The organism is Massilia litorea (assembly GCF_015101885.1).
GTDB lineage: Bacteria > Pseudomonadota > Gammaproteobacteria > Burkholderiales > Burkholderiaceae_D > Telluria > Telluria litorea.
Map to the genome: position 1 here is coordinate 5,142,800 of NZ_CP062941.1, position 18,777 is coordinate 5,161,576.

General features: G+C 63.0%; 19 protein-coding genes and 1 tRNA gene. 5 read left to right on the forward strand and 15 right to left on the reverse strand.

What is annotated here, in order from left to right:
- Positions 1-58: 58 nt before the first annotated feature.
- The 5 genes from LPB04_RS23085 to LPB04_RS23105 form a co-directional block, all read right to left on the reverse strand.
- The gene (locus tag LPB04_RS23085; protein ID WP_193686756.1) at positions 59-1,429 is read right to left on the reverse strand and encodes an HD-GYP domain-containing protein; all 1,371 of its coding nucleotides are present in this window, start codon (positions 1,427-1,429) and stop codon (positions 59-61) included.
- 110 nt (positions 1,430-1,539) lie between these two features.
- Positions 1,540-2,526: a DMT family transporter gene (locus tag LPB04_RS23090; RefSeq protein ID WP_407943871.1), complete on the reverse strand. Its 987-nt coding sequence runs from the start codon at positions 2,524-2,526 to the stop codon at positions 1,540-1,542.
- Positions 2,527-2,749: 223 nt separating this feature from the next.
- Positions 2,750-3,175, reverse strand: a complete 426-nt coding sequence (locus tag LPB04_RS23095) for a KGG domain-containing protein (protein WP_193689161.1) — start codon at positions 3,173-3,175, stop codon at positions 2,750-2,752.
- Positions 3,176-3,432: 257 nt separating this feature from the next.
- On the reverse strand, positions 3,433-4,014 hold the full coding sequence (locus tag LPB04_RS23100) for a PEP-CTERM sorting domain-containing protein (protein ID WP_193686758.1): 582 nt from the start codon (positions 4,012-4,014) through the stop codon (positions 3,433-3,435).
- Positions 4,015-4,043: 29 nt separating this feature from the next.
- Complete coding sequence (locus tag LPB04_RS23105; protein ID WP_193686759.1) at positions 4,044-5,537, reverse strand: PhoX family protein; 1,494 nt, start codon at positions 5,535-5,537, stop codon at positions 4,044-4,046.
- Between the two features lie 264 nt (positions 5,538-5,801).
- Here LPB04_RS23105 and LPB04_RS23110 point away from each other — a divergent pair.
- Both LPB04_RS23110 and LPB04_RS23115 read left to right on the forward strand, forming a co-directional pair.
- Positions 5,802-5,892 (forward strand) — tRNA-Ser (locus LPB04_RS23110).
- A gap of 217 nt (positions 5,893-6,109) precedes the next feature.
- The gene (locus tag LPB04_RS23115) at positions 6,110-6,769 is read left to right on the forward strand and encodes an HNH endonuclease (protein WP_193686760.1); all 660 of its coding nucleotides are present in this window, start codon (positions 6,110-6,112) and stop codon (positions 6,767-6,769) included.
- Between the two features lie 49 nt (positions 6,770-6,818).
- Here the strand turns inward: LPB04_RS23115 and LPB04_RS23120 are convergent, their stop codons facing one another.
- From LPB04_RS23120 to LPB04_RS23165, 10 genes are all read right to left on the reverse strand, one after another.
- Positions 6,819-7,670, reverse strand: coding sequence for a hypothetical protein (locus LPB04_RS23120; protein WP_193686761.1), 852 nt, complete (start codon positions 7,668-7,670; stop codon positions 6,819-6,821).
- A gap of 73 nt (positions 7,671-7,743) precedes the next feature.
- Positions 7,744-7,977 carry a hypothetical protein gene (locus LPB04_RS23125; RefSeq protein WP_193686762.1) on the reverse strand — a complete coding sequence of 78 codons (234 nt, stop codon included), beginning with the start codon at positions 7,975-7,977 and terminating at the stop codon, positions 7,744-7,746.
- 130 nt (positions 7,978-8,107) lie between these two features.
- Positions 8,108-8,692, reverse strand: a complete 585-nt coding sequence (locus LPB04_RS23130; protein WP_193686763.1) for an NUMOD4 motif-containing HNH endonuclease — start codon at positions 8,690-8,692, stop codon at positions 8,108-8,110.
- A gap of 363 nt (positions 8,693-9,055) precedes the next feature.
- Positions 9,056-9,412, reverse strand: a complete 357-nt coding sequence (locus LPB04_RS23135; protein WP_193686764.1) for a hypothetical protein — start codon at positions 9,410-9,412, stop codon at positions 9,056-9,058.
- Positions 9,413-9,732: 320 nt separating this feature from the next.
- Positions 9,733-10,491, reverse strand: a complete 759-nt coding sequence (locus LPB04_RS23140) for a plasmid recombination protein (protein WP_193686765.1) — start codon at positions 10,489-10,491, stop codon at positions 9,733-9,735.
- A gap of 3 nt (positions 10,492-10,494) precedes the next feature.
- Entirely contained in the window at positions 10,495-10,740 is a 246-nt protein-coding gene (locus tag LPB04_RS23145; RefSeq protein ID WP_193686766.1) for a hypothetical protein, read from the reverse strand.
- A 1-nt stretch (position 10,741) separates the two neighbouring features.
- Entirely contained in the window at positions 10,742-10,930 is a 189-nt protein-coding gene (locus LPB04_RS23150; protein WP_193686767.1) for a helix-turn-helix transcriptional regulator, read from the reverse strand.
- A gap of 104 nt (positions 10,931-11,034) precedes the next feature.
- Positions 11,035-11,730, reverse strand: coding sequence for a hypothetical protein (locus LPB04_RS23155; RefSeq protein ID WP_193686768.1), 696 nt, complete (start codon positions 11,728-11,730; stop codon positions 11,035-11,037).
- A 41-nt stretch (positions 11,731-11,771) separates the two neighbouring features.
- On the reverse strand, positions 11,772-12,977 hold the full coding sequence (locus LPB04_RS23160) for a tyrosine-type recombinase/integrase (RefSeq protein ID WP_229514995.1): 1,206 nt from the start codon (positions 12,975-12,977) through the stop codon (positions 11,772-11,774).
- 478 nt (positions 12,978-13,455) lie between these two features.
- A complete protein-coding gene (locus tag LPB04_RS23165; protein WP_193686770.1) occupies positions 13,456-14,259 on the reverse strand; it encodes a FadR/GntR family transcriptional regulator in 804 nt (267 codons plus the stop codon).
- Positions 14,260-14,475: 216 nt separating this feature from the next.
- Between LPB04_RS23165 and LPB04_RS23170 the strand changes: the two genes are divergently transcribed.
- Genes LPB04_RS23170 through glcE form a run of 3 tightly spaced genes read left to right on the forward strand, consistent with a single transcriptional unit; the run spans position 14,476 to position 18,767 of the window.
- Positions 14,476-16,128 carry an L-lactate permease gene (locus LPB04_RS23170; protein WP_193686771.1) on the forward strand — a complete coding sequence of 551 codons (1,653 nt, stop codon included), beginning with the start codon at positions 14,476-14,478 and terminating at the stop codon, positions 16,126-16,128.
- Between the two features lie 39 nt (positions 16,129-16,167).
- On the forward strand, positions 16,168-17,655 hold the full coding sequence (locus tag LPB04_RS23175) for an FAD-linked oxidase C-terminal domain-containing protein (RefSeq protein WP_193686772.1): 1,488 nt from the start codon (positions 16,168-16,170) through the stop codon (positions 17,653-17,655).
- A gap of 38 nt (positions 17,656-17,693) precedes the next feature.
- Entirely contained in the window at positions 17,694-18,767 is a 1,074-nt protein-coding gene (gene glcE, locus LPB04_RS23180) for a glycolate oxidase subunit GlcE (RefSeq protein ID WP_193686773.1), read from the forward strand.
- The last annotated feature ends 10 nt before the right edge of the window (positions 18,768-18,777 follow it).

Consider the following 18,777-nt stretch of genomic DNA (forward strand, 5'->3'; position numbering starts at 1 on the left):
GAGTGAAAGGATGCGCAACATGTTACCGCAGCGCGAACGCGCGCGGCGGCATGACCGATTACAGCGGGACGCGTTCCAGCGCGCGCTTGAGGGCATCGAAGCAGCGCGCATCGAGGGCCGTGCCGACCGTCTTCTCCATCATCTCGAGCGCCTGCGGCACCGGAATCGCGCCGCGGTAGGGGCGCTCGGCGGTGATGGCATCGAAGATGTCGGCGGTGGTGATGATGCGCGTCTCGATGTCGATCTGGTCGCCTGACAGGCCGCGCGGATAGCCGCCGCCGTCGAGGCGCTCGTGGTGGGCGCCGGCGATGCGGCCCAGTTCCGCGAAGGCGCTGATGCGGCCCAGGATGGTTTCGGTGAATTCGGCGTGCTGGCGCACGGCGGCCCATTCCTCGCGGTCGAGGGCGCCGGCCTTGTCCAGCACACTGTTGCTGACGCCGAGCTTGCCGACGTCATGCAGCAGCGCGCCGCGCTTGAGCCAGCGGCGGCGTTCGGCGGACAAGCCGAGGGCTTCGGCGATCATGTCGGTGTAGAGCGCCACGCGCCCGCTATGGCCGCTGGTATAGGGACTCTTCGAGTCGACCACCTGGCCGAAGGCGGCGGCGATGTCGTCCAGGTAGTCGTCGTCGAGCGGGATCGTGTGCTCGGCCGGCTCCATGGCGAACACGGTCTTGTCGAGGTCTTTTGACGCGAGCATGTCCCAGAAGGCCTCATTCTTCGCGACGCGCTCGAAGGCGTCGACCAGGCGCGGGTCGAACCAGCTGCCGGCACGCATACGCGCTTCCTTCAGGGCGGCGGCGCGCCCGCCGTCGGCATGGAAGACGTCGACCACCTGCGCCAGCAGGGCGATGCGGGCGTAGACCGGAATGGCCTCCCCCGCCAGCTGGGCCGGCTTGCCCTTGCCGTTGAAATGTTCGTCGAGGCTGTAGATGCCGTTCGCGACGCGCTCGGGAAAGCGCAGCAGGCGGGCGATCTCGGCGCCGCGCGAGCAGCGGGTGGCGATCATCTCCTGGGCGATCGCGGGACCGTCGCGCAGGATCGTCATCACGCTGCGGAAGCGCTCGGCCAGGCCCGCCTTCAGGCCGGTATGCTTGAGCACGAAGCCGAGCACCTGCGGCAGGCTGTCGCCGACCGTCTTGAATTCGCGCTTGAAGTCGAGGTCGTCCGTCAGGTAGAGCTCGCAGATGCGCGCGGCGTTGCTGCTGCAGCCGAGGTCTTTCAGCAGCAGGGTGTAATACAGCTCCCACAACTGCTCCGAATTCATCCCGGCGTCGCGCCCGATGTGCATGCCGATCCAGCAGACGCGCACGCAATGGCCGGCCGGCTGGCCTTCGGTGATGTCGAGCGCATAGCTCAGCGAGCCGATCAGCTCGGACAGTTTCAGGTCCGTCGGCTGGATGGTGGCGGCTGTATGGGGGAATCGGTCCATGGCTGAATTATTGCCGTGATGAAATAAGCCATTGTACTCAGCAATATCTCCCTGTGCGCCCGGGGCTGGCGATTCGTGATGTTCGCCAGCTAAATTGTGCTGTTCTGTCGTCAGGCCGCCACGGCGCTGGGGCCGGGTGCCGCATGCAGACGCACCGACCAGGTGACGCCGAGCACCAGCAGCGCGATGGCGGCGAGTTCGAGCAGACGCGGCGCCTGCGCACGCCAGACGAAACCGTAGAGCATGGCGGACACCGTCTCGAACAGGATCAGCTGGCCTGTCAGCGTGACCGGCAGGCGCCGGCTGGCGATGTTCCACAGCTGGTTGCCGATCACCGAGGCGCCCAGCGCCAGCAAACCGTTATAAGCCCAGAACAGGAACCAGTCGCGCGCGGGCGCAGCCGCCTCGAGGACGCCGGCGTGGGAGAACAACAGGCTGGCGGCGCCGATCGGCAAGGCGACCAAGCCGCTGGCCAGGCCGTAGAGCGAGGACCACTGGCCGCCGCTGAACTGGGGGTTGCGCTTCAGGTAGCGCGCATTGTCGACGGCATACCAGGTCCAGCAGGCGAGCGCGCCGACGGCGCAGGCCAGGCCGAGCACGGTCGAGGACAAGGGCGCCCCGCCCGCTTTGGCATGCTGGAAGGCGTCGACATTGATGCAGGCGATCGCGATGCCGACGATGGCAAGCGGCGCGGCCAGGCGCCGCAGCGGCACCGCGCCCTGGTCGCGCCGGCCGAGCAAGGTAACGGCCACCGGGATCAGTCCGATGATGAGCGAGGTCGGCGCCACCCCGGCCAGTTTCACGCCCAGCGCCAGCAGCATGTAGTAGACGAGGTTGCCGCTCAGCGCCTGGCGCAGCAGGGCAAGATAATCGGGCGGGGCGAGACGGCGCAGCAGGCGGCGCAAACCCGGCAGCATCAGCCCGAAGGAGATTGCGCCATAGGCCAGGTAACGCCCGACCGCCAGTTCGACCGGGGTAAAGCCCGGCAACAATTCCGGCACGATGAACACCATGCCCCACAAGGCGCCGGCCAGCACGCCACACAATACTCCAGTCAACACATGCGCTCCAGCGACCTGCTGCGGCGCCCGAGGCATGCCGCGAAAACACGATTGTGCCAGAGTCGGCCGGCGGGCGTTGGCGTGCCTGCCGCGCATTAATGCATGGCACGCAGGATTCAGAAACGACGAAGCGCCGCACACGTGGTCGAACGACCGGTGTGGCGGCGCGTTTGCACGGTCGGAGTGGGAGTCCCCGCCGCTACCTGCATCAGCCTGCCCTGCGGCCGAGGCCGCTCAGGCAGGGTAGGATGACAACTACTTAGCGCTTGTTGTCGTTCTTGTGGCTTTGACGGCCGGCTTCGGCGTGCTGCTCGGGCGAGCCGCCGCGGGTGTTGCCACCCTGGCCGCCCTGGTTGCCGCCCTGGTTGCCCCCGCGGCCGGCCTGGTTACCGCCCTGGCCGCCGCTCTGCTGGCTGCCGCCGCCACCCGACTGGTTGTTGCCGTCGTTCTTGTGGCTCATCGAGCCGGCACGGCGTGCTTCTTCCGAGTTGAACTCGTGCGCGTTACCGGATGCGTGTGCTGCACGACCGCCTTCGCTGGCGATCTCGCGCTGGCGATCCGGATCCATCGATGCGAAGCCGCGGTTGCTGGTATCGCCGCTCTGCTTGCTGCCCTGGTTACCCTGGTTGCCGCCCTGGTTGCCCTGGTTGCCGCCCTTGTTACCACCTTGGTTGTTCGATGCCATCATTGCCTCCTGTTATGAGTGAAGTGCCAGCCTCGGAATCGGCTGAGACAGGTACATCCTAGTCATCGCGAAGCGTAGTGACCACTTAGCGCGTCCCGTCGCCGGGTAGGACTAGACCCCATTGGCTTGTCGTCCAGGACTTCCAATTTTGAGTGCAATTTTTCTCTTTCGACAGCATCGTCGCTCATCTTCTGCTCTGCGAAACACTCCATCCAGCCGAAGGCAGCGGCCGCAGCCGGTGCCCTCGGTGGGCCGGCTCAGCCCTTCCTGCGGCGGCGCGCGGCCATCACGCTCGCCATGCACAGGGCCGGCAGCAGCAGCGCAACAGTGGACGGCTCGGGGACCTCGGCGCTGATGGCGAAGGTGTCGCCGGCAGCCAGGCCGCGCGTATCGAGGAACCAATCGGTCTGGTTCGCCAGCGCCAGCGGATTACCGAAGTGGAATTCTGCCCACTCGGGTGAAGCGAAAGCGATGCCGGCGGCGTCCGCGCCATGGGTGACGCCGCCCAGCGTGCCGAAGGTTGGCGTCACGCTGCCGGCCGCCAGGTAAGAAATCCCCTGCAGGTTGAAGTAAAAACCGTTCAGCGCCGCCCCGCTCAGGTTGCGCACGATGGCATTCAGGCTCAGCGGTCCGAGCAGGTCGTCCGCCTCGATCACGAAGCGCAGCGTGGTCGGGCTCAGGTGTTCCAGGTCGAGGTCGAAGGAGACGGCGCCCGGACCGCTGTAATCGGTGACCGTATTCGCGGCCGAGCCGGTCGAACCGAGCAGGAGCGCGGCGTCGGCCGAGGTCGAGAAGGACAGCGCGGCCACCAGCGCGGCGGCATATTTGGCGAAATGCATGGAGTTTCCCTATTTTTCGATGATGATGATTACAGCGGGCCCTTGGCCCATGGGCCGGCGATCGCGAAGGTGATACCGGGCGTCTGGATGTTCACGAACAGGTAGCGGCCGGTCGGATCGAAGCAGGCGCCGGCGAATTCGTTGGCGCGGTGGTCGCCCGCCAGGCCCGCCTGCTTGCCCGCGCCCTGCAGCTGGGACGCGGTCAGCACGACATTGTTCTTGGCGAAGATATAGGCGTCGCCCTGCCCCGTGATGCCCATCAGGCGCTGGCCGAAGCCGAACGAATCGGTGGCGGCGGTCGAGGCGTCTTCGCAGATCAGGATCGCGTTGCGCGGGCTCACCGTCAGGTTGTCGCCCATGTTGCCGACCAGCGGGCTCGGGCTCGAATAGATGCAGGTCAGCACTTGGGTTGCCAGGTCCAGTTCCCAGATCGCACCGCGTTGGACGGCGCCGCCCGCGGTATCCATGATGAACATCTTGCCCTGCGCGAACCAGATGCCTTCGCCGCGGTTCATGCGCAGCGCGCCCAACTGCCAGCCCTGGACAAACGGACCGGCGGCATTCGTGATTGCGATGCCGGTCTGGCCGACGGCATTGCCGCGATTCGCGTCCGGGTCGGCAATGGTTACCCATTCCAGCTCGTAACGCGCGTTCAGCTGCGCGGTGGCCAGGTTGGCGTTGGGCATGCCCTTGACCTTGGCCATCTGCAGCACCCCACCCAGCGCCAGCGAACCTGGCGCACCCGTTTTGACGTCCGGCACGTAGCGATAGAAACCCGACTTGCCCGAGCTGTCTTCGGTCTGGTAGACGTTGCCGGTCACCGGGTCGACGGCTGCCGCTTCGTGGCCGAAGCGGCCCATGCCGACGATCGGCAGGCCGGTGGTCAGGGCCGGATCAGGATGGACTTCGAACACATAGCCGTGCTTGCGGCCCGACGCGCTGACGGCGTCCGAGCTGACTTCCTCGCAGCTGAGCCAGGTGCCCCAGGGGGTAATGCCGCCGGCGCAGTTGGTCTGCGTGCCGCCCAGGCTCGGCGTCATGCTGACCCAGTTCCCGTCGCGGAAGACCAGGTTGGTCGTGCCGCCGCCGAACTTGTTGCTCGAGCTGGCCGTGCTGTTGCCGCTGTCATAGACGCCGGGTGCGTTGATAAAATTGCCGGCCGAGGTGGCGCCGACTTCGTGGTTCCGCACCAGCACCAGTTCGCTGCTGCGGCCGACCTTGCGCGCGACGACGACGCCCATGCCGTCGTGCCCGGCCGGACAAGGCAGCCCATTGGCCATCGTATCGCCGCGCCAGCCGAAGCTTTTATAGGTAAAGCCCGGCGGCAGCTGCAGCAGCGGCAGGCCGGTCGTCATGTCGGCAACCGGGCGGATCGGGCCGTAGGGGCTGGCGATCAGTTCGGTAGCGCCGTTGGCGGCGCGGGACTGTTGCGACTGCATCGCCATGAAAGCCCCGACGAAAGGCAGCGCCGACGCGCCCTTGAGCAGATTGCGCCGCGAGGGCGAGAGGTCCTTGTTAGTCATGCTGAGCATTCTCCGAGTGGTCGAATCGAGCCGGGTCTTCCGGCGATGGAGGGCGACCGGTGACTCCGGCCCCGCCGCGCCTGGCTTGGCGCGGATGCATTCATTACAACAAACAAAAATGTCCGTTCGATGACAGCAAAATGACAAGCTTAAATATTTGCTCTTCGGTATCTGAGGCGTGGCCGTGCGGCTGGCGGTGGGAATGTGCTTGAACTGCCGAGAATTGTTGCTATAATAGGCGGCTTCGTTACGGCGAAGCATGCAGGAGAGATGGATGAGTGGTTTAAGTCGCACGCCTGGAAAGCGTGTGTAGGTTCATAGCCTACCGGGGGTTCGAATCCCCCTCTCTCCGCCAAGACAACAGTGTTCATGCGGGTTCCAGGCCCCTTCCTGGTTTCTACCCACACTTCTACCCATGTTTAAGAGCTTATAGCCGAGTTAGGTTATAAGCTCTTTGCGTTTCCATATCGCAAGCTGCCATTGGATTACGCTTAGCTCCTGGAACTAATTGGGTTTTGCCGGATCTAACATGGATGACTCCATGTGTGAAATGTGGCTCGACCGACTTCTACGTGTGGAAAGGCCACCGCAAGTGCAAAGCGTGCGCCAATGCGTACCGCAGGCACCGCTACGCGACAAACGAGCGGGAGCGAGCCGTTAGAAAAGCGTGGCAGAAGGCACACCCGGAGAAGGTAAAGGAGTACCAGAAGAAGGTCGGCCCGATGAGTGAGGCGTCACTGTCCCGACCATGCAAGGTGTGTGGCTCGACCGAGTTTTACGTACGGCCTGACGGCAGGCACCGCGAATGCAACGTGTGTAGGAAAGCCAAGCGCGCGGAGCGTTATGCCGCTGACCCGGACGCGGCCAAGCGCGCAGTGAAAGAATGGCAAAAGGCGAACCCGGAAAAGGTAGCGCAATTCTGGCGACGGTGGCTAGAAGCAAACCGCGACGTCGTGCGCGTCAGGAATCGCAACAGAAACGCTAGGAAACGCGCTAATGGTGGGCGACTGTCGCCCGACATCATCTCCAGTCTGTATTCTAGCCAGCGGGGCATGTGCGTCTGCTGTCACCAGCCGCTCGGTGACGATTACCACCTCGACCACATCATTCCGCTGTGCCAGGGCGGCACGAACACGGACGATAATGTGCAACTGCTGCGCGCGCAATGTAACCGTGAGAAAAGCCGGCTCGACCCGATCACGTTTATGCAGCGGCGTGGCTTCCTGCTCTAGCGGAGGCGACGTCCGCACCGGCACCGCCCATTAAAAGGCGGGTCACGAATTATTCTAGTTTATGTTCAAAGGCCGCAAAAATTTTGTGGATTCTTTCATCAGTCCGATCACATAATTGCAACTGAGTATCGATGGCTCGAATGTAATGATTTCCTTTTGATACCGCATTTTTGTTATTTTGGTCAATGAGGGATAAGACCCTTTCCTTCATGTCACGCAAATTTTTCCTTAGGTTGTTATTGGCTTTTAGCTCTTCATTTGGATCAAATGTCTTGCCCATACCTAAAACTATGAACGAGTGCCTAAGCCTCTGAAACGGGAATAATACAACGATGTGGCCATCGCGCTTGACCATGCGACCAAACATTTCTTTCACGCATTCATCCGGTTGCGAATCAATATAGTTTGCAACTTCGGCATCGACTTCGACGTATGGGGTTCCCCGCTCGTCAGCTTCGTGTTTGAAGGCTGTAACTCTTGACTCGGCTGCGTAAGCGTCGTGATATCCCGAGCCGACAACTTGCGTGTCGGTGTGATATACAGAGCCACGCTTAATGTAGCCTCGGCACATGATTCCGTGCCCCATTAACTCAATGACCGCGCCCCAGCAGTGGGAAATCAAGTTGATAACTCCAGCAGGGGAAACCTCGCTGGAAACAATTACGCAGTCTGAAATTTGCGTTACGCGGAAGTCCAGGTTTTTTTGAAGGCGCGGAGCCGTCGGGCAGCAAGTAGGACCATACTTCTCGAAGATACCCCGCTCTGTGCCATTACCTAATTTCCTCAAGCATGAGAGTAGGTCTGGTAGTGACATCCCTACCCCTCGCTCGCACTTAGCTTCAAGATCTTTAAACCCAAGTATGTCAACAAACGCAACGAACTTGTCGGAAAAAGTTGTCATAAGCTGAGCCTTCAAACATGCGCTGGAGAAAGCGTAGTTTATGAGGCACGTCCCTTTTGCAGCAAGCGGTTTCTTATCCACCTTTGCTAATAGGGGCCAGCCCGAGCAGCGCCGCCTGCCAACCCAATACCAGCAGATACCCATTTATCGCGGTCGGGTTGCTCCTTAAGGCACGCTGGAACGTCGCATGGGTGAGCGTGTTCAGACGCTCTAATTTCAGCGTCAGCAACTCGCTGCTGGCTTCGGCGATACCGCATTGCGCGGCCTCCACTGCAAGGCGCAGAAAGCGCCTGAGGCTGCCCTCCACCTGGCTTACGCATCCGCCGAATCGCCCGGTGCGCGTCCACCTGAGCGAAGGCACGTACTTCTTGCATGCCCGACCACCGTATTGCCACCAGCGCGGCTGGGTCCAGACGCAACACCTGCTGCCATCCAACTCAATCCCGCACTACTGGCCGCACGTACCGGCGTTTGAAACGCCAATTCGAGGGCGGCAATCCCTCGGTGGCGGGACGCCAGGTTTCGCGCGTCTTGATCTGCCGGACGGTGTTGGGCCTGATGCCGTAACGCGCAGCCAGCACGATAGTCCGCTCGTCGCTGAGGTAGATGGCGGCCGCCTGTTCGCGGGTTAGCTTGGCCCCCGGCCGCCGTTCCATCAGCGGGAAGGTGCCGTGCCGCTTGGCGTCCGCGATGTTGTCGGCGCGGGTGCCGTAGGCTAGGTTACTGAGCCGGTTGTTCAGGTAATCCCCGTCGAGGTGCCGCACTTCGATGCCTTTGGCCTGCGGGCCAATGAACGCGCGCATGACGAGCTGGTGAACCGGGCGCTCATGGACTTTGGGATGGACGTACAAGCAGGCGTTCAGGTAGTTCCCCTTTCGGTCCATCTTGAGCTTGAGGATTTTGCCGACGTAACTGCCAGGGCACGGCAAGCGACGACGCACGCGCCCGAGGTCGCTCACTTCGTATGCGTGGAAGCCGACGACCGGATGCCATTGCTCATCGAACAGGTCGGCAATGTACATGCGACTTACTGCTTGCAAGTGCGTGGAAACCACAATTTTAGCCTGGCCGACGCCGTCACGCTGGTGTCCAGTTGTCTCGTACTTGATGACCCCTTACAAAGCGGCCGATGCGACCAGCGAGACCAAGCGCCGGGGCGTGTTCAACTGGTATCAGAACACCTTGAGTTCTCGCCTAAACTCGCCCGAGACGCCTATCATAGTACCTGACCGACCGCTACAGCGAGCGCAGCAAGCGGGCGCGAAAGGGATCAACCAACAAATCGAAAAGCTGTAGGGCGTCGTCTGCCCGCGATTTATACCGATAGCAGGGCGGCTGGCAAAGGGCACATACCAAGCCGCGCCGCATAATAACAAGCCACATTCTTACTTGGCGCGTTTGCGACTGGCATCCAGTCCGAGCAGCGCCGCGCGCTGGTCCAATATCAGCAAATACGCATTAAGCGCCCCAAGGTCGCCCGCTATGGCACGTTGGTATATCGCCAGCGTCAGGGCGTTCAGACGCTCTAATTCCAACGTCAGCAGCTCGTCCTTTGCTCGGGCGATGACAGCGTGGCCTAGCCCCCTCCGCAGCGCGAAAAAGGCGCCTGAGCGACTGCGGTAGCCGAGCTTGATGGCGATTTCGGAGTAGGTATGCCCGGCTTTGCGCATCTGAAGTGCCGCGAGCTGCTTGCTGGCAGCGCACAGCCGCCGTTGGGACGTTTTGCTTTCGCCGCGTCGCACTTTAGGCCTCCGTGCCGACACCGTTATTGTGGCGTGCCTGCTTCGTGAAAGGACCGTCGGCTTCCCCGGACGGAATTGGGAGCCTGTCTATATCGAGGGCCATGAAAATCGGCGCGGCGACGAACCCTGCGGCGTGATGGGAAGCGGGCGGCATACAGGTGGGAGTGGTCATCGGGAGGTATCGGTCAGGTAGGCCAACAGGTTGGGAACGAGGGACACGCGGCGGTCAGCATAGCGGCACAGTTTGTGAAACGGACCTAGCGAAACTGTGAACCCTACAGAGCATTGGGTTCTCGTCCGCCAGGTCATGGGGCGATGGCCTACACCCGTTTTGGCATCGGCCTGGTCATCGTCTTCACGAATGCGCTCGGCGCTTTGTACGGCACGGGCACCGGCAAGCCGAGCACCGCCAGCAACGGCGCCGGGTTTTGCAGATGCGGTTCCAGCAGCACGCCCAAGACCGCGTCTGACAGCGCGTGGCCTTGCAAGGCGGCGAAGGTGCGCTCAAGCGCCAGGCGGTTCGCAAAGCGGTAGGTATCGAGCATGGTGGCCTTCGTCATCAGGCCATAGCGTTTTCCTACCTTGTCGTGGAAGTCGGCCAGCATGCCGCGCAGTTTGGCCTTGTTCCCGTACAACTCGGAACCGATCATGCGACCCTTCACTAAGGGCAGGACGAGGATGTGGCAGTGCGGTGCCGCCTCGTCGCGGTGCGTCACCGCGCTGAGCACCGGGGCGTTGAAGTGGCTCTCGGTCCACTTCACGGCGTCCGAGAAAACCGCATCTTGCAACTCGGCGTCCATTTCGGGCGGCAAACTGACGAGGACTTCCAAGCCGAGGACGGCATCCTTCCTCAAGCTACCGATACCGGCTTCGCGCATCAGGCGCTGCGCGAGCCGGGCGACCTCCACCGCTTCGCACGGACCGGCAATCACCTGGTTGAGGTGGCTGCGGCGGCTGTCGATCTTGGTAGCGGGCGAACGCCATTCCGCAGCGATCTCGCGCAAGTTGTGGCGTGCGGCCACCTCGATGATGTTTTTTTCTTTCAGCCGTTTGAGCGACACGAATTGGTGGTGGCTCATGGCCTAGACCCTCCCGACGTAGGTATAACGGCGCACGCGGACGAGTTTGCCGAAACGGGTGGGGACACGCTCCCAGCTCGCCAGGAACAGGTAGCCCTGGGCGCGCAAGCCCGCGATGGTGGAGGGGAGCACATGGTCGCCGAGCACCTCGGCCTCGAAGCGGTTCAGGCTTTTCCCGGCCCGCATCACGCGCAGGATCGTCTCGACCTTGTTGATCGACACTTCTGCCGTATCGCGCATGTTGTCCATGTTACTTCCCCCCGTTAACGAGGGTCGCGATGTCCTCGGCGCGCCACGCGGTCACGCGGGTCGAGAGCTTGACGCCTGCCGGGTAACGACCGGACTTGACGCCGGCCCACCAGGTCGATTTCGAGACCGGATAGACCTTGAGAACCGCGGACAGGCGCAGGTAAACGGGGATGTGGAGAGGGTCGGTCATGATTTCCTTTCAGTTGGATGTTGATGGACATCTTGGTGCCCGGTAGGGCCTGAAAGGAGTCTGCAAGGCAATTGCCAAGTAACGACGTTACTTGGCAATTGAGTTCATTTTTCGTTGTTAATGACGTTGTGAATGGTCGTACGGCTGACGCCATATTGGCGCGATAAACCCTGGGTCACGTTATACGTTGACCCGCATTTTTGGGCGTCTCGATAGGTTCGGATGATCCGGCGTTTTTCTGCTTCTGTTAGCTTGCCCTTCTTTTCTCGATTAGCCGCATTTGCCGACGATTGCTTAACAGCCTGGTTAAGGGCGTCGAAAATCGGCACGTCGCCATATTCTTGGGCGAGAATACAAGCTCGCAGCAGTTTCACGGCCTGCTGCTCCGTCTCGGTTGGGTCATACTTTTCTACCAAGCCGCAAAAACTTACGGCTTCGTCATCGTGGTACAAACTGGCCGCGTCGGCGTCCAAGCGCCAAACTGGAGACATGCCGCGCTTTCGATATTCGGCCAGAATGCGGTCGGAGGCCATAGGGATACGCGCGGCCACATTCAGCAGTTGTAACGCCGCGCTGGTGCGTAACTGCGCGACGAGGGCAAGACGGGCGGACGTTGTCCTCGCTTTGGCCATCCGCACGGCGATGTCAGGGTCGGTGAAAAAAGGTTGTGCCATCCTAACTGCCTGCTCGACGCCAAATCGCCGCCGTACCGGCGCATGTGCCGGTTTGTTTTCCAACTCGTTGATTGCTACCTGATCGGCCTGGGCAGTTTCAGGCTCTGCTTGATCTTGTTTTTGCACGCCACCCTCTCGCTTTGAGTGTGAATTGTGTAATGACAGCTTTATGCCGGCTCACGCACACGGATAGGAACAACTTCGCCCATCGCCTCGCCCTTCTTGGCGCAATGGGTAGCCCATGTTTCCATTAACGCCCGACGCTTTTCAAAAAGGTCACTCCTGAAATAGGCCGCTTCCGTCGAGTCCTTGATGGTATGAGCCAGGGCCGCCTCGCATACCTCGCGCGGGTAGGACGTGCGCTCGGCACACCAGTCCCGGAAAGTAGAACGGAATCCGTGGGCGGTGAACGTATAACCGAACCGGCGCAGCAGCATGGTGAAAACCATGTTGCTCAACATGCGTCCTTTTTGGTTGGCGAATACCAACTCGGAGCCAGTGTCGCGCCTGTGGGCCAGGATTTCCAGGCAGCGCGGGGCCAGGGGAATGCGGTGTTCGCGTGACGCCTTCATCCTTTCAGCAGGGATCACCCAGCGTTTTTGGGCGAAGTCGATTTCGGACCAGCGCGCCCCAAGGACTTCGCCTGTGCGGGCCGCTGTCAAGATGAGGAACTCGAAGGCGTCCCGGACCACTTCTTCGGCGCCCGACATGCGAACGGCATTGATGACTTCGTTGACGACCAGGTAGGGACATGCCTCGAAATGCTTGGGCTTCTTGGCCTCGCTCGCACTGGGCAGCGCGCGGCTGATTTGATCCCACATATGCGGATCATGGTTCTGGCGATAGTCGCGTGCGGCAGCCCAATCCAGTACCGCCCTGATGCGCTGGCGTACGCGGGCAGCAGTCTCCGGCTTCGTAGTCCAGATCGGCTCCAGCGCCCGCAGCACATCGGCTTTGGACACGGCCGTGACATCCTTTTTGCCGAACACCGGGTAAGCGTATGTCGTCAGAGTGTTAATCCATTGATCGCCGTGTTTAACATTCTTCCAGGACGACCGCTTCAGCACATGAAGCTCGGCCGCGCATTGCTCAAAGGAGCGGCGCTGGGCGGCCGCCAGCATGATTTTGGCGTGCTCGGCATTACGGTGGTCAATGGGGTCGATCCTTTGCGTCAGCAGCTTGCGATAGCCTTGGGCCATTTCGCGGGCCTGTGCGAGGCCATAAAGCGAAGCCGAGCCAAGGCCCATTTCCCTGACACGTTTATTCAGGCTGTAGCGCAGTACCCAGGACTTTGCGCCTGAGGCAGATACCTGCAAATACAGGCCGTCGCCATCGCCGTAATAGCCCGGTTTTTTCTTCCCGTTGATGGCCAAGGCCGTGAGTTTGTTCCGCTCTCTACCCACACTTCTACCCATGTTCCGAAACCGGATTTCAGTGTACTCCGATGAATCTCATTGGACAATGAGATTTTATTTTTTCTTTAAATACAATAACTTAAGTGTAAACTTTGGGCGATATTGGACAAAATGGACGATGGTTATAAAGACCCTCTCTCCGCCAGGACAACAATGCAAAAAGGCCACCCTCGGGTGGCCTTTTTGCATTGTTTCCTGTCGGAGAGAAGCAGAGCCCCTGCGGGCTCTGCGTGGGGGATTCGAAGGGCTGGGCATACTTGCCCAGCACTCTTCGAATCGCCTGACTGCCGTCGCCCTTGGGCGACGGCGCCGCGCGCCGAGGGCGCGCGCCGTACCTCTGACTCTCAGTCCTCACTCAACCAGCACCGTTACCCACACGAAGCAAACGCGTGGGCACAAGTGCCCACCCTACGTGACGCTCAGCCCCCGGTCATCCTCACCGCCCCGCCCTGCTCAACACCGTCTCCTCCGACTCCGCCAGCCTCCTCGCCACTTCCCTGCTCGCCTCGCTCCACGACTCCACATCCGCCCCGCGAATCCGCGCCGCCACATTCGCAATATGATGCCGCGCCGCCTCGCGCGCGCCCTCCACATCCTGCCGGTCGATGGCCGCGGCCACCGCATGGTGCTCATCATGCAGCTGCGCCTCGATGTCCCCGAAGCGCGGCTCGCTCATGCGCCCCAGCGTGACGGCTTCACGCAGGAACTGGCGCAAAAAGCCCAGCAGCGAGGTATACAAAGGATTGCCCGTCGCGTCCGCGATCGCGTTGTGAAACGCCAGGTCCTCGTCGACGCCGTTGTGTCCGGCCGCCACCGCGGCGTCGATCGCGTGCAGGGCGCGCTGGATCGCGGCGTTCTGGGCCGCGGTGCGGCGCTGCGCCGCCAGGGCCGCCACCTCGGCTTCGAGCCCGCTGCGCAATTCCATCACGCGCAGCACCGCCGGCACCGAACCGCCGGCGTCGACATCGATCTGGAAACGCGCCGACTGGCTGGGGCCGATGATCAGCGTGCCCTTGCCCTGGCGGGTTGCCACCACCCCTTCGGCTTTCAGCCGCGACACCGCCTCGCGGATCACGGTGCGGCTGACGCTGAAACGCAGCGCCAGCGCCGCCTCGGACGGCAGGCGGTCGCCGGCGGCGAATTCGCCGCTGCGGATTTTCCCCAGGAGTACGTCCGTCACGCGGTCGGCCAGCGTGGCGGGCAGGCCGATCGATTCGTTCGGTGGACCTTCATTTTCCATACGTGACTCTCCTACAACATCGTTTCTTAGTGCGACAACACGATTGACAATTATAAATGCTGTTGCCTACACTGTGGTTTCAAACTTGTATGACAAGTTATCGTCATACAAGCGGAAACACGATAAAAAGCACGATCCAGCCACGACGCCGCGATCACCAGCCCCTTACAACAACCACAGGGCTGGCCGAATGACTTTCTGAGGAGACCCAGCAGTATGTGGAGCCAAATTTATAACCCGTTCAACAACGCCGTGCTATCGACCCTGGCGGCGGCGATTCCCGTCGCCGTGATGCTGGCGGCGCTCGCCTTCTTTCATATCAAGGCGCACATCGCCGCCCTTCTCGGCCTTGCCGCCGCGCTGCTGGTGGCGATCTTCGCCTACGCGATGCCTGCCAATACCGCGGTCGCGGCCGCCCTGTACGGCGCCGCGAACGGCCTGCTGCCGATCGGCTGGATCATCCTGAACGTGATCTTCCTGTACCAGCTGACCGAACGGAAGGGCTATTTCAAGGTGCTGCAGGAGTCGATCACCACCGTGACCACCGACCGCCGCCTGCAGCTGCTGCTGGTGGCGTTTTCGTTCGGCGCCTTCTTCGAGGGTGCCGGCGGTTTCGGCACGCCCGTCGCCGTTACCGGCGCGATGCTGATCGGCCTGGGCTTCGCGCCGCTGGCCGCGTCCGGCCTGTCGCTGATCGCCAATACCGCGCCGGTCGCCTTCGGCGCGCTGGGTTCGCCGCTGATCGCGCTGGCCGGCGTCACCGGCCTCGACCTGCTCCAGCTGTCGGGCATGGTCGGGCGCCAGCTGCCCTTCTTCTCGATCATCGTGCCGTTCTGGCTGATCTGGGCCTTCTGCGGCTTTGCCGGCATGGCCGCGATCTGGCCGGCCATCCTGGTCGCGGGCGCCGCCTTCGCCATCCCGCAATACCTGATCTCGAACTTCCACGGCCCGTGGCTGGTCGACGTCGGCGCATCGATCTCGTCGATGTTCTTCCTGACGATGTTCCTGAAAATGTGGAAGCCGGCCACGATCTGGACCAACGCCGCCGGCAAGTTCACCGGCAGTGAACACGCCGTCGCACCCGAGTCGATCGCCTACGACCACTCGCGTTCCGCCGTGCTCAAGGCCTGGACGCCCTGGCTGATCCTGTCGGTGCTGGTGTTCCTGTGGGGCGTGCCAGAGTGGAAGAAGCTGCTCGACAGCCTGTCGGTCTTCAAGTTCGAATGGCCTGCCCTGCACAAGATGGTGCAGAAGATGCCGCCGGTCGTGACCAAGCCGACTGCGGAAGCTGCGGTGTACACCCTGAACTGGCTGTCGGCCACCGGCTCGGGCATCCTCATCTCGGCCCTCATCTCGGGCCTGGTCATGGGCTACAAGGTGCGCGAGCTGTTCGCGGTGTACTGGGACACGATCAAGCTGCTGCGCTTCTCGCTGCTGACGATCGCCGCCATGCTGGCCCTCGGCTACACCACCCGCTACTCGGGCCTCGACACGACGCTCGGCCTGGCCTTCTCGCACACCGGCGTGCTGTACCCGTTCTTCGGCACCCTGCTCGGCTGGCTCGGCGTGGCCCTGACCGGCTCCGACACTGCGTCCAACGTCTTGTTCGGCGGCCTGCAGAAAACCTCGGCCACCCAGCTCGGCCTCGATCCGGTGCTGATGGCGGCGGCCAACTCCTCGGGCGGCGTGATGGGCAAGATGATCGACGCCCAGTCGATCGTGGTGGCCTCGACCGCGACCAAATGGTATGGCCACGAGGGCGACATCCTGCGCTACGTGTTCTTCCATTCGATCGCCCTCGCCTGCCTGGTCGGCATCCTGGTGACGCTGCAGGCTTACGTTTATCCGTTCACCGCGCTGGTCCATTAAGTAGCCGATCAAGCGCAGCACTACCAAGAAGGAAACAGCATGAAGATGTCACCCGATCCGGACAACCTGGCCGCGCGCCGTCAACAGGTGGTCGAGGCCCTGCGGCCGGTGCTGCCGGCCGGCTCGCTGCTGGCCGACGTGGAGGACACCCGTCCCTACGAATGCGATGGCCTGTCGGCCTACCGCCAGCTGCCGATGGTGGTGGCCTTGCCGGAAAACGAGCAGCAGGTCATCGACGTGCTGGAAGTCTGCCGCCGCTTGCAGGTGCCGGTCGTGCCGCGCGGCGCCGGTACCGGCCTGTCCGGCGGTGCGATGCCGATCGTGGACGGCCTGGTGCTGTCGACCGCAAAGCTGAACCGCATCGTGCGCATGGATCCGGTCAGCCGCACGGCCATCGTCCAGCCGGGCGTGCGCAACCTGGCCATTTCCGAGGCGGCCGCGCCCCACGGCCTGTATTACGCGCCCGATCCCTCCTCGCAGATCGCCTGCAGCATCGGCGGCAACGTGGCCGAGAACTCGGGCGGCGTGCACTGCCTGAAATATGGCCTGACCGTGCACAACGTGCTGCGCGTACGCGTCGTCACGATCGACGGCGACGTCGTCGAACTGGGCAGCGAGGCCCCGGATGCACCGGGCCTCGACCTGCTGGCCGTGTTCATCGGCTCGGAAGGCATGCTGGGCATCGTCACCGAAGTGACGGTGAAACTGGTGCCGAAGCCGGCCGCCGCCCAGGTGATCATGGCCTCGTTCGACGACGTCGTCACCGGCGGCAATGCAGTGGCCAGCGTGATCGCGGCCGGCATCATCCCGGCCGGCCTGGAGATGATGGACCGCACCTCCTCGCGCATGGTCGAACCCTTCGTCAAAGCCGGCTACGACACCGATGCCGCCGCCATCCTGCTGTGCGAGGCCGACGGCACCGCGCTCGAAGTGGCCGAGGAAATCGAGCGCATGTCCGAGGTGCTGCAGGGGGCCGGGGCGACCGCGATCGCGGTCTCGCAGAACGAGGCCGAGCGCCTGCGCTTCTGGTCGGGGCGCAAGAACGCCTTCCCGGCCGCCGGCCGCATTTCGCCCGACTACTACTGCATGGACGGCACCATTCCGCGCAAGCAGCTGGGCCATGTGCTGACCAGCATCGAGCAGATGGAATCCGTCTACGGCCTGCGTTGCGCGAACGTGTTCCACGCGGGCGACGGCAACATGCATCCGCTGATCCTGTTCGATGCGAACCAGCCGGGCGAATTCGAACGCGCCGAGGAATTCGGGGCCGCGATCCTGGCCCTGTGCGTGGAAGTGGGCGGCACCATCACCGGCGAGCACGGGGTCGGCATCGAGAAGATCAATTCGATGTGCGTGCAGTTCTCGAGCGCCGAACTGGAAGCCTTCCACGCCGTCAAGCGCGCCTTCGACCCGCACCGCCTGCTCAACCCGGACAAGGCGATTCCGACGCTGAACCGCTGCGCCGAGTTCGGCCAGATGCACGTCCACGCCGGGCACCTTCCGCACGCGCACCTGCCGCGCTTCTGAAAGCACGCCTCTCAAGCTCTACTTCAAGGTTTTAAAGAATGGAACAGGTACTTCAGCAATTCCGCGACCGCATTGCGGCCGCCCATGCCGCGCGCACCCCGCTGCTCCTGCGCGGCGGCGGCAGCAAGGACTGGTACGGACAGGCGAGCGAGGGCGAGGTGTTCGATACCCGCGCCTACCACGGCATCGTCGACTATGAACCGTCCGAACTGGTGGTGACCGCGCGCTGCGGCACGCCGTTGGCCGAACTCGAGGCGGCACTCGCCGCGCAGAACCAGATGCTGGCCTTCGAGCCGCCCCATTTCGGGCCAGGGGCCACCGTCGGCGGCATGGTCGCTGCCGGCCTGTCCGGACCACGCCGCCAGGGCGCCGGTGCGCTGCGCGACTTCGTGCTCGGTGTCGACCTGGTCGACGGACGCGGCGAGCTGCTGCACTTCGGCGGCCAGGTGATGAAGAACGTCGCCGGCTACGACGTGTCGCGCCTGATGGCCGGCGCGCTCGGCACACTGGGCCTGTTGACCAGGGTGTCGCTCAAGGTCCTGCCGCGACCCGTGCGCGAGACGACGCTGGTGTTCGAGCTCGGCCAGCAGGAGGCGCTCGACAAGCTCAATGCCTGGGGCGGCCGTGCGCTGCCGCTGTCGTCCAGCGCCTGGCAGGACGGGCGCCTGGCGCTGCGCCTGTCGGGCGCGAACGCGGCCGTCAGTGCCGCCACGCGTGAGCTGGGTGGCGAAACAATGCCTGAGCCCGACCGTTTTTGGCACGACCTGCGCGAGCAGCGCAGCGCGTTCTTCGCCGGCGCCGGCGAAGGCAATGGCCTGTGGCGCCTCGCCCTGCCCACGATTTGCCCGCCGCTGGCCCTGCCGGGGCGCCAGCTGATCGAATGGGGCGGTGGCCAGCGCTGGCTGCGCAGCGAGGATGGCCTGGACGCCGGCGCCATCCGCGCCGCGGCGGCGGCACACGGCGGCCACGCGACCCTGTTCCGCGGCGGAGATAAACGGCTCGGCGTGTTCGCGCCCTTGCAACCCGCGCTCGCGCGCGTCCACCAGCGGCTGAAGGAAAGCTTCGACCCGGCCGGCATCTTCAATCGCGCGCGCATGTACAACGAACTTTGACTGTCTTTTA

What these genes read in the sequence shown, in the direction of transcription:
- LPB04_RS23095 (WP_193689161.1), bottom strand. Translation starts at nt 3,175, where the DNA reads ATGGCATCGAACAACCAAGGTGGTAACAAGGGCGGCAACCAGGGCAAC.
- glcE (WP_193686773.1), top strand. Translation starts at nt 17,694, where the DNA reads ATGGAACAGGTACTTCAGCAATTCCGCGACCGCATTGCGGCCGCCCAT.
- LPB04_RS23085 (WP_193686756.1), bottom strand. Translation starts at nt 1,429, where the DNA reads ATGGACCGATTCCCCCATACAGCCGCCACCATCCAGCCGACGGACCTG.
- LPB04_RS23140 (WP_193686765.1), bottom strand. Translation starts at nt 10,491, where the DNA reads ATGAGCCACCACCAATTCGTGTCGCTCAAACGGCTGAAAGAAAAAAAC.
- LPB04_RS23175 (WP_193686772.1), top strand. Translation starts at nt 16,168, where the DNA reads ATGAAGATGTCACCCGATCCGGACAACCTGGCCGCGCGCCGTCAACAG.
- LPB04_RS23145 (WP_193686766.1), bottom strand. Translation starts at nt 10,740, where the DNA reads ATGGACAACATGCGCGATACGGCAGAAGTGTCGATCAACAAGGTCGAG.
- LPB04_RS23150 (WP_193686767.1), bottom strand. Translation starts at nt 10,930, where the DNA reads ATGACCGACCCTCTCCACATCCCCGTTTACCTGCGCCTGTCCGCGGTT.
- LPB04_RS23105 (WP_193686759.1), bottom strand. Translation starts at nt 5,537, where the DNA reads ATGACTAACAAGGACCTCTCGCCCTCGCGGCGCAATCTGCTCAAGGGC.
- LPB04_RS23165 (WP_193686770.1), bottom strand. Translation starts at nt 14,259, where the DNA reads ATGGAAAATGAAGGTCCACCGAACGAATCGATCGGCCTGCCCGCCACG.
- LPB04_RS23100 (WP_193686758.1), bottom strand. Translation starts at nt 4,014, where the DNA reads ATGCATTTCGCCAAATATGCCGCCGCGCTGGTGGCCGCGCTGTCCTTC.
- LPB04_RS23090 (WP_407943871.1), bottom strand. Translation starts at nt 2,526, where the DNA reads ATGCCTCGGGCGCCGCAGCAGGTCGCTGGAGCGCATGTGTTGACTGGA.
- LPB04_RS23170 (WP_193686771.1), top strand. Translation starts at nt 14,476, where the DNA reads ATGTGGAGCCAAATTTATAACCCGTTCAACAACGCCGTGCTATCGACC.
- LPB04_RS23130 (WP_193686763.1), bottom strand. Translation starts at nt 8,692, where the DNA reads ATGTACATTGCCGACCTGTTCGATGAGCAATGGCATCCGGTCGTCGGC.
- LPB04_RS23120 (WP_193686761.1), bottom strand. Translation starts at nt 7,670, where the DNA reads ATGACAACTTTTTCCGACAAGTTCGTTGCGTTTGTTGACATACTTGGG.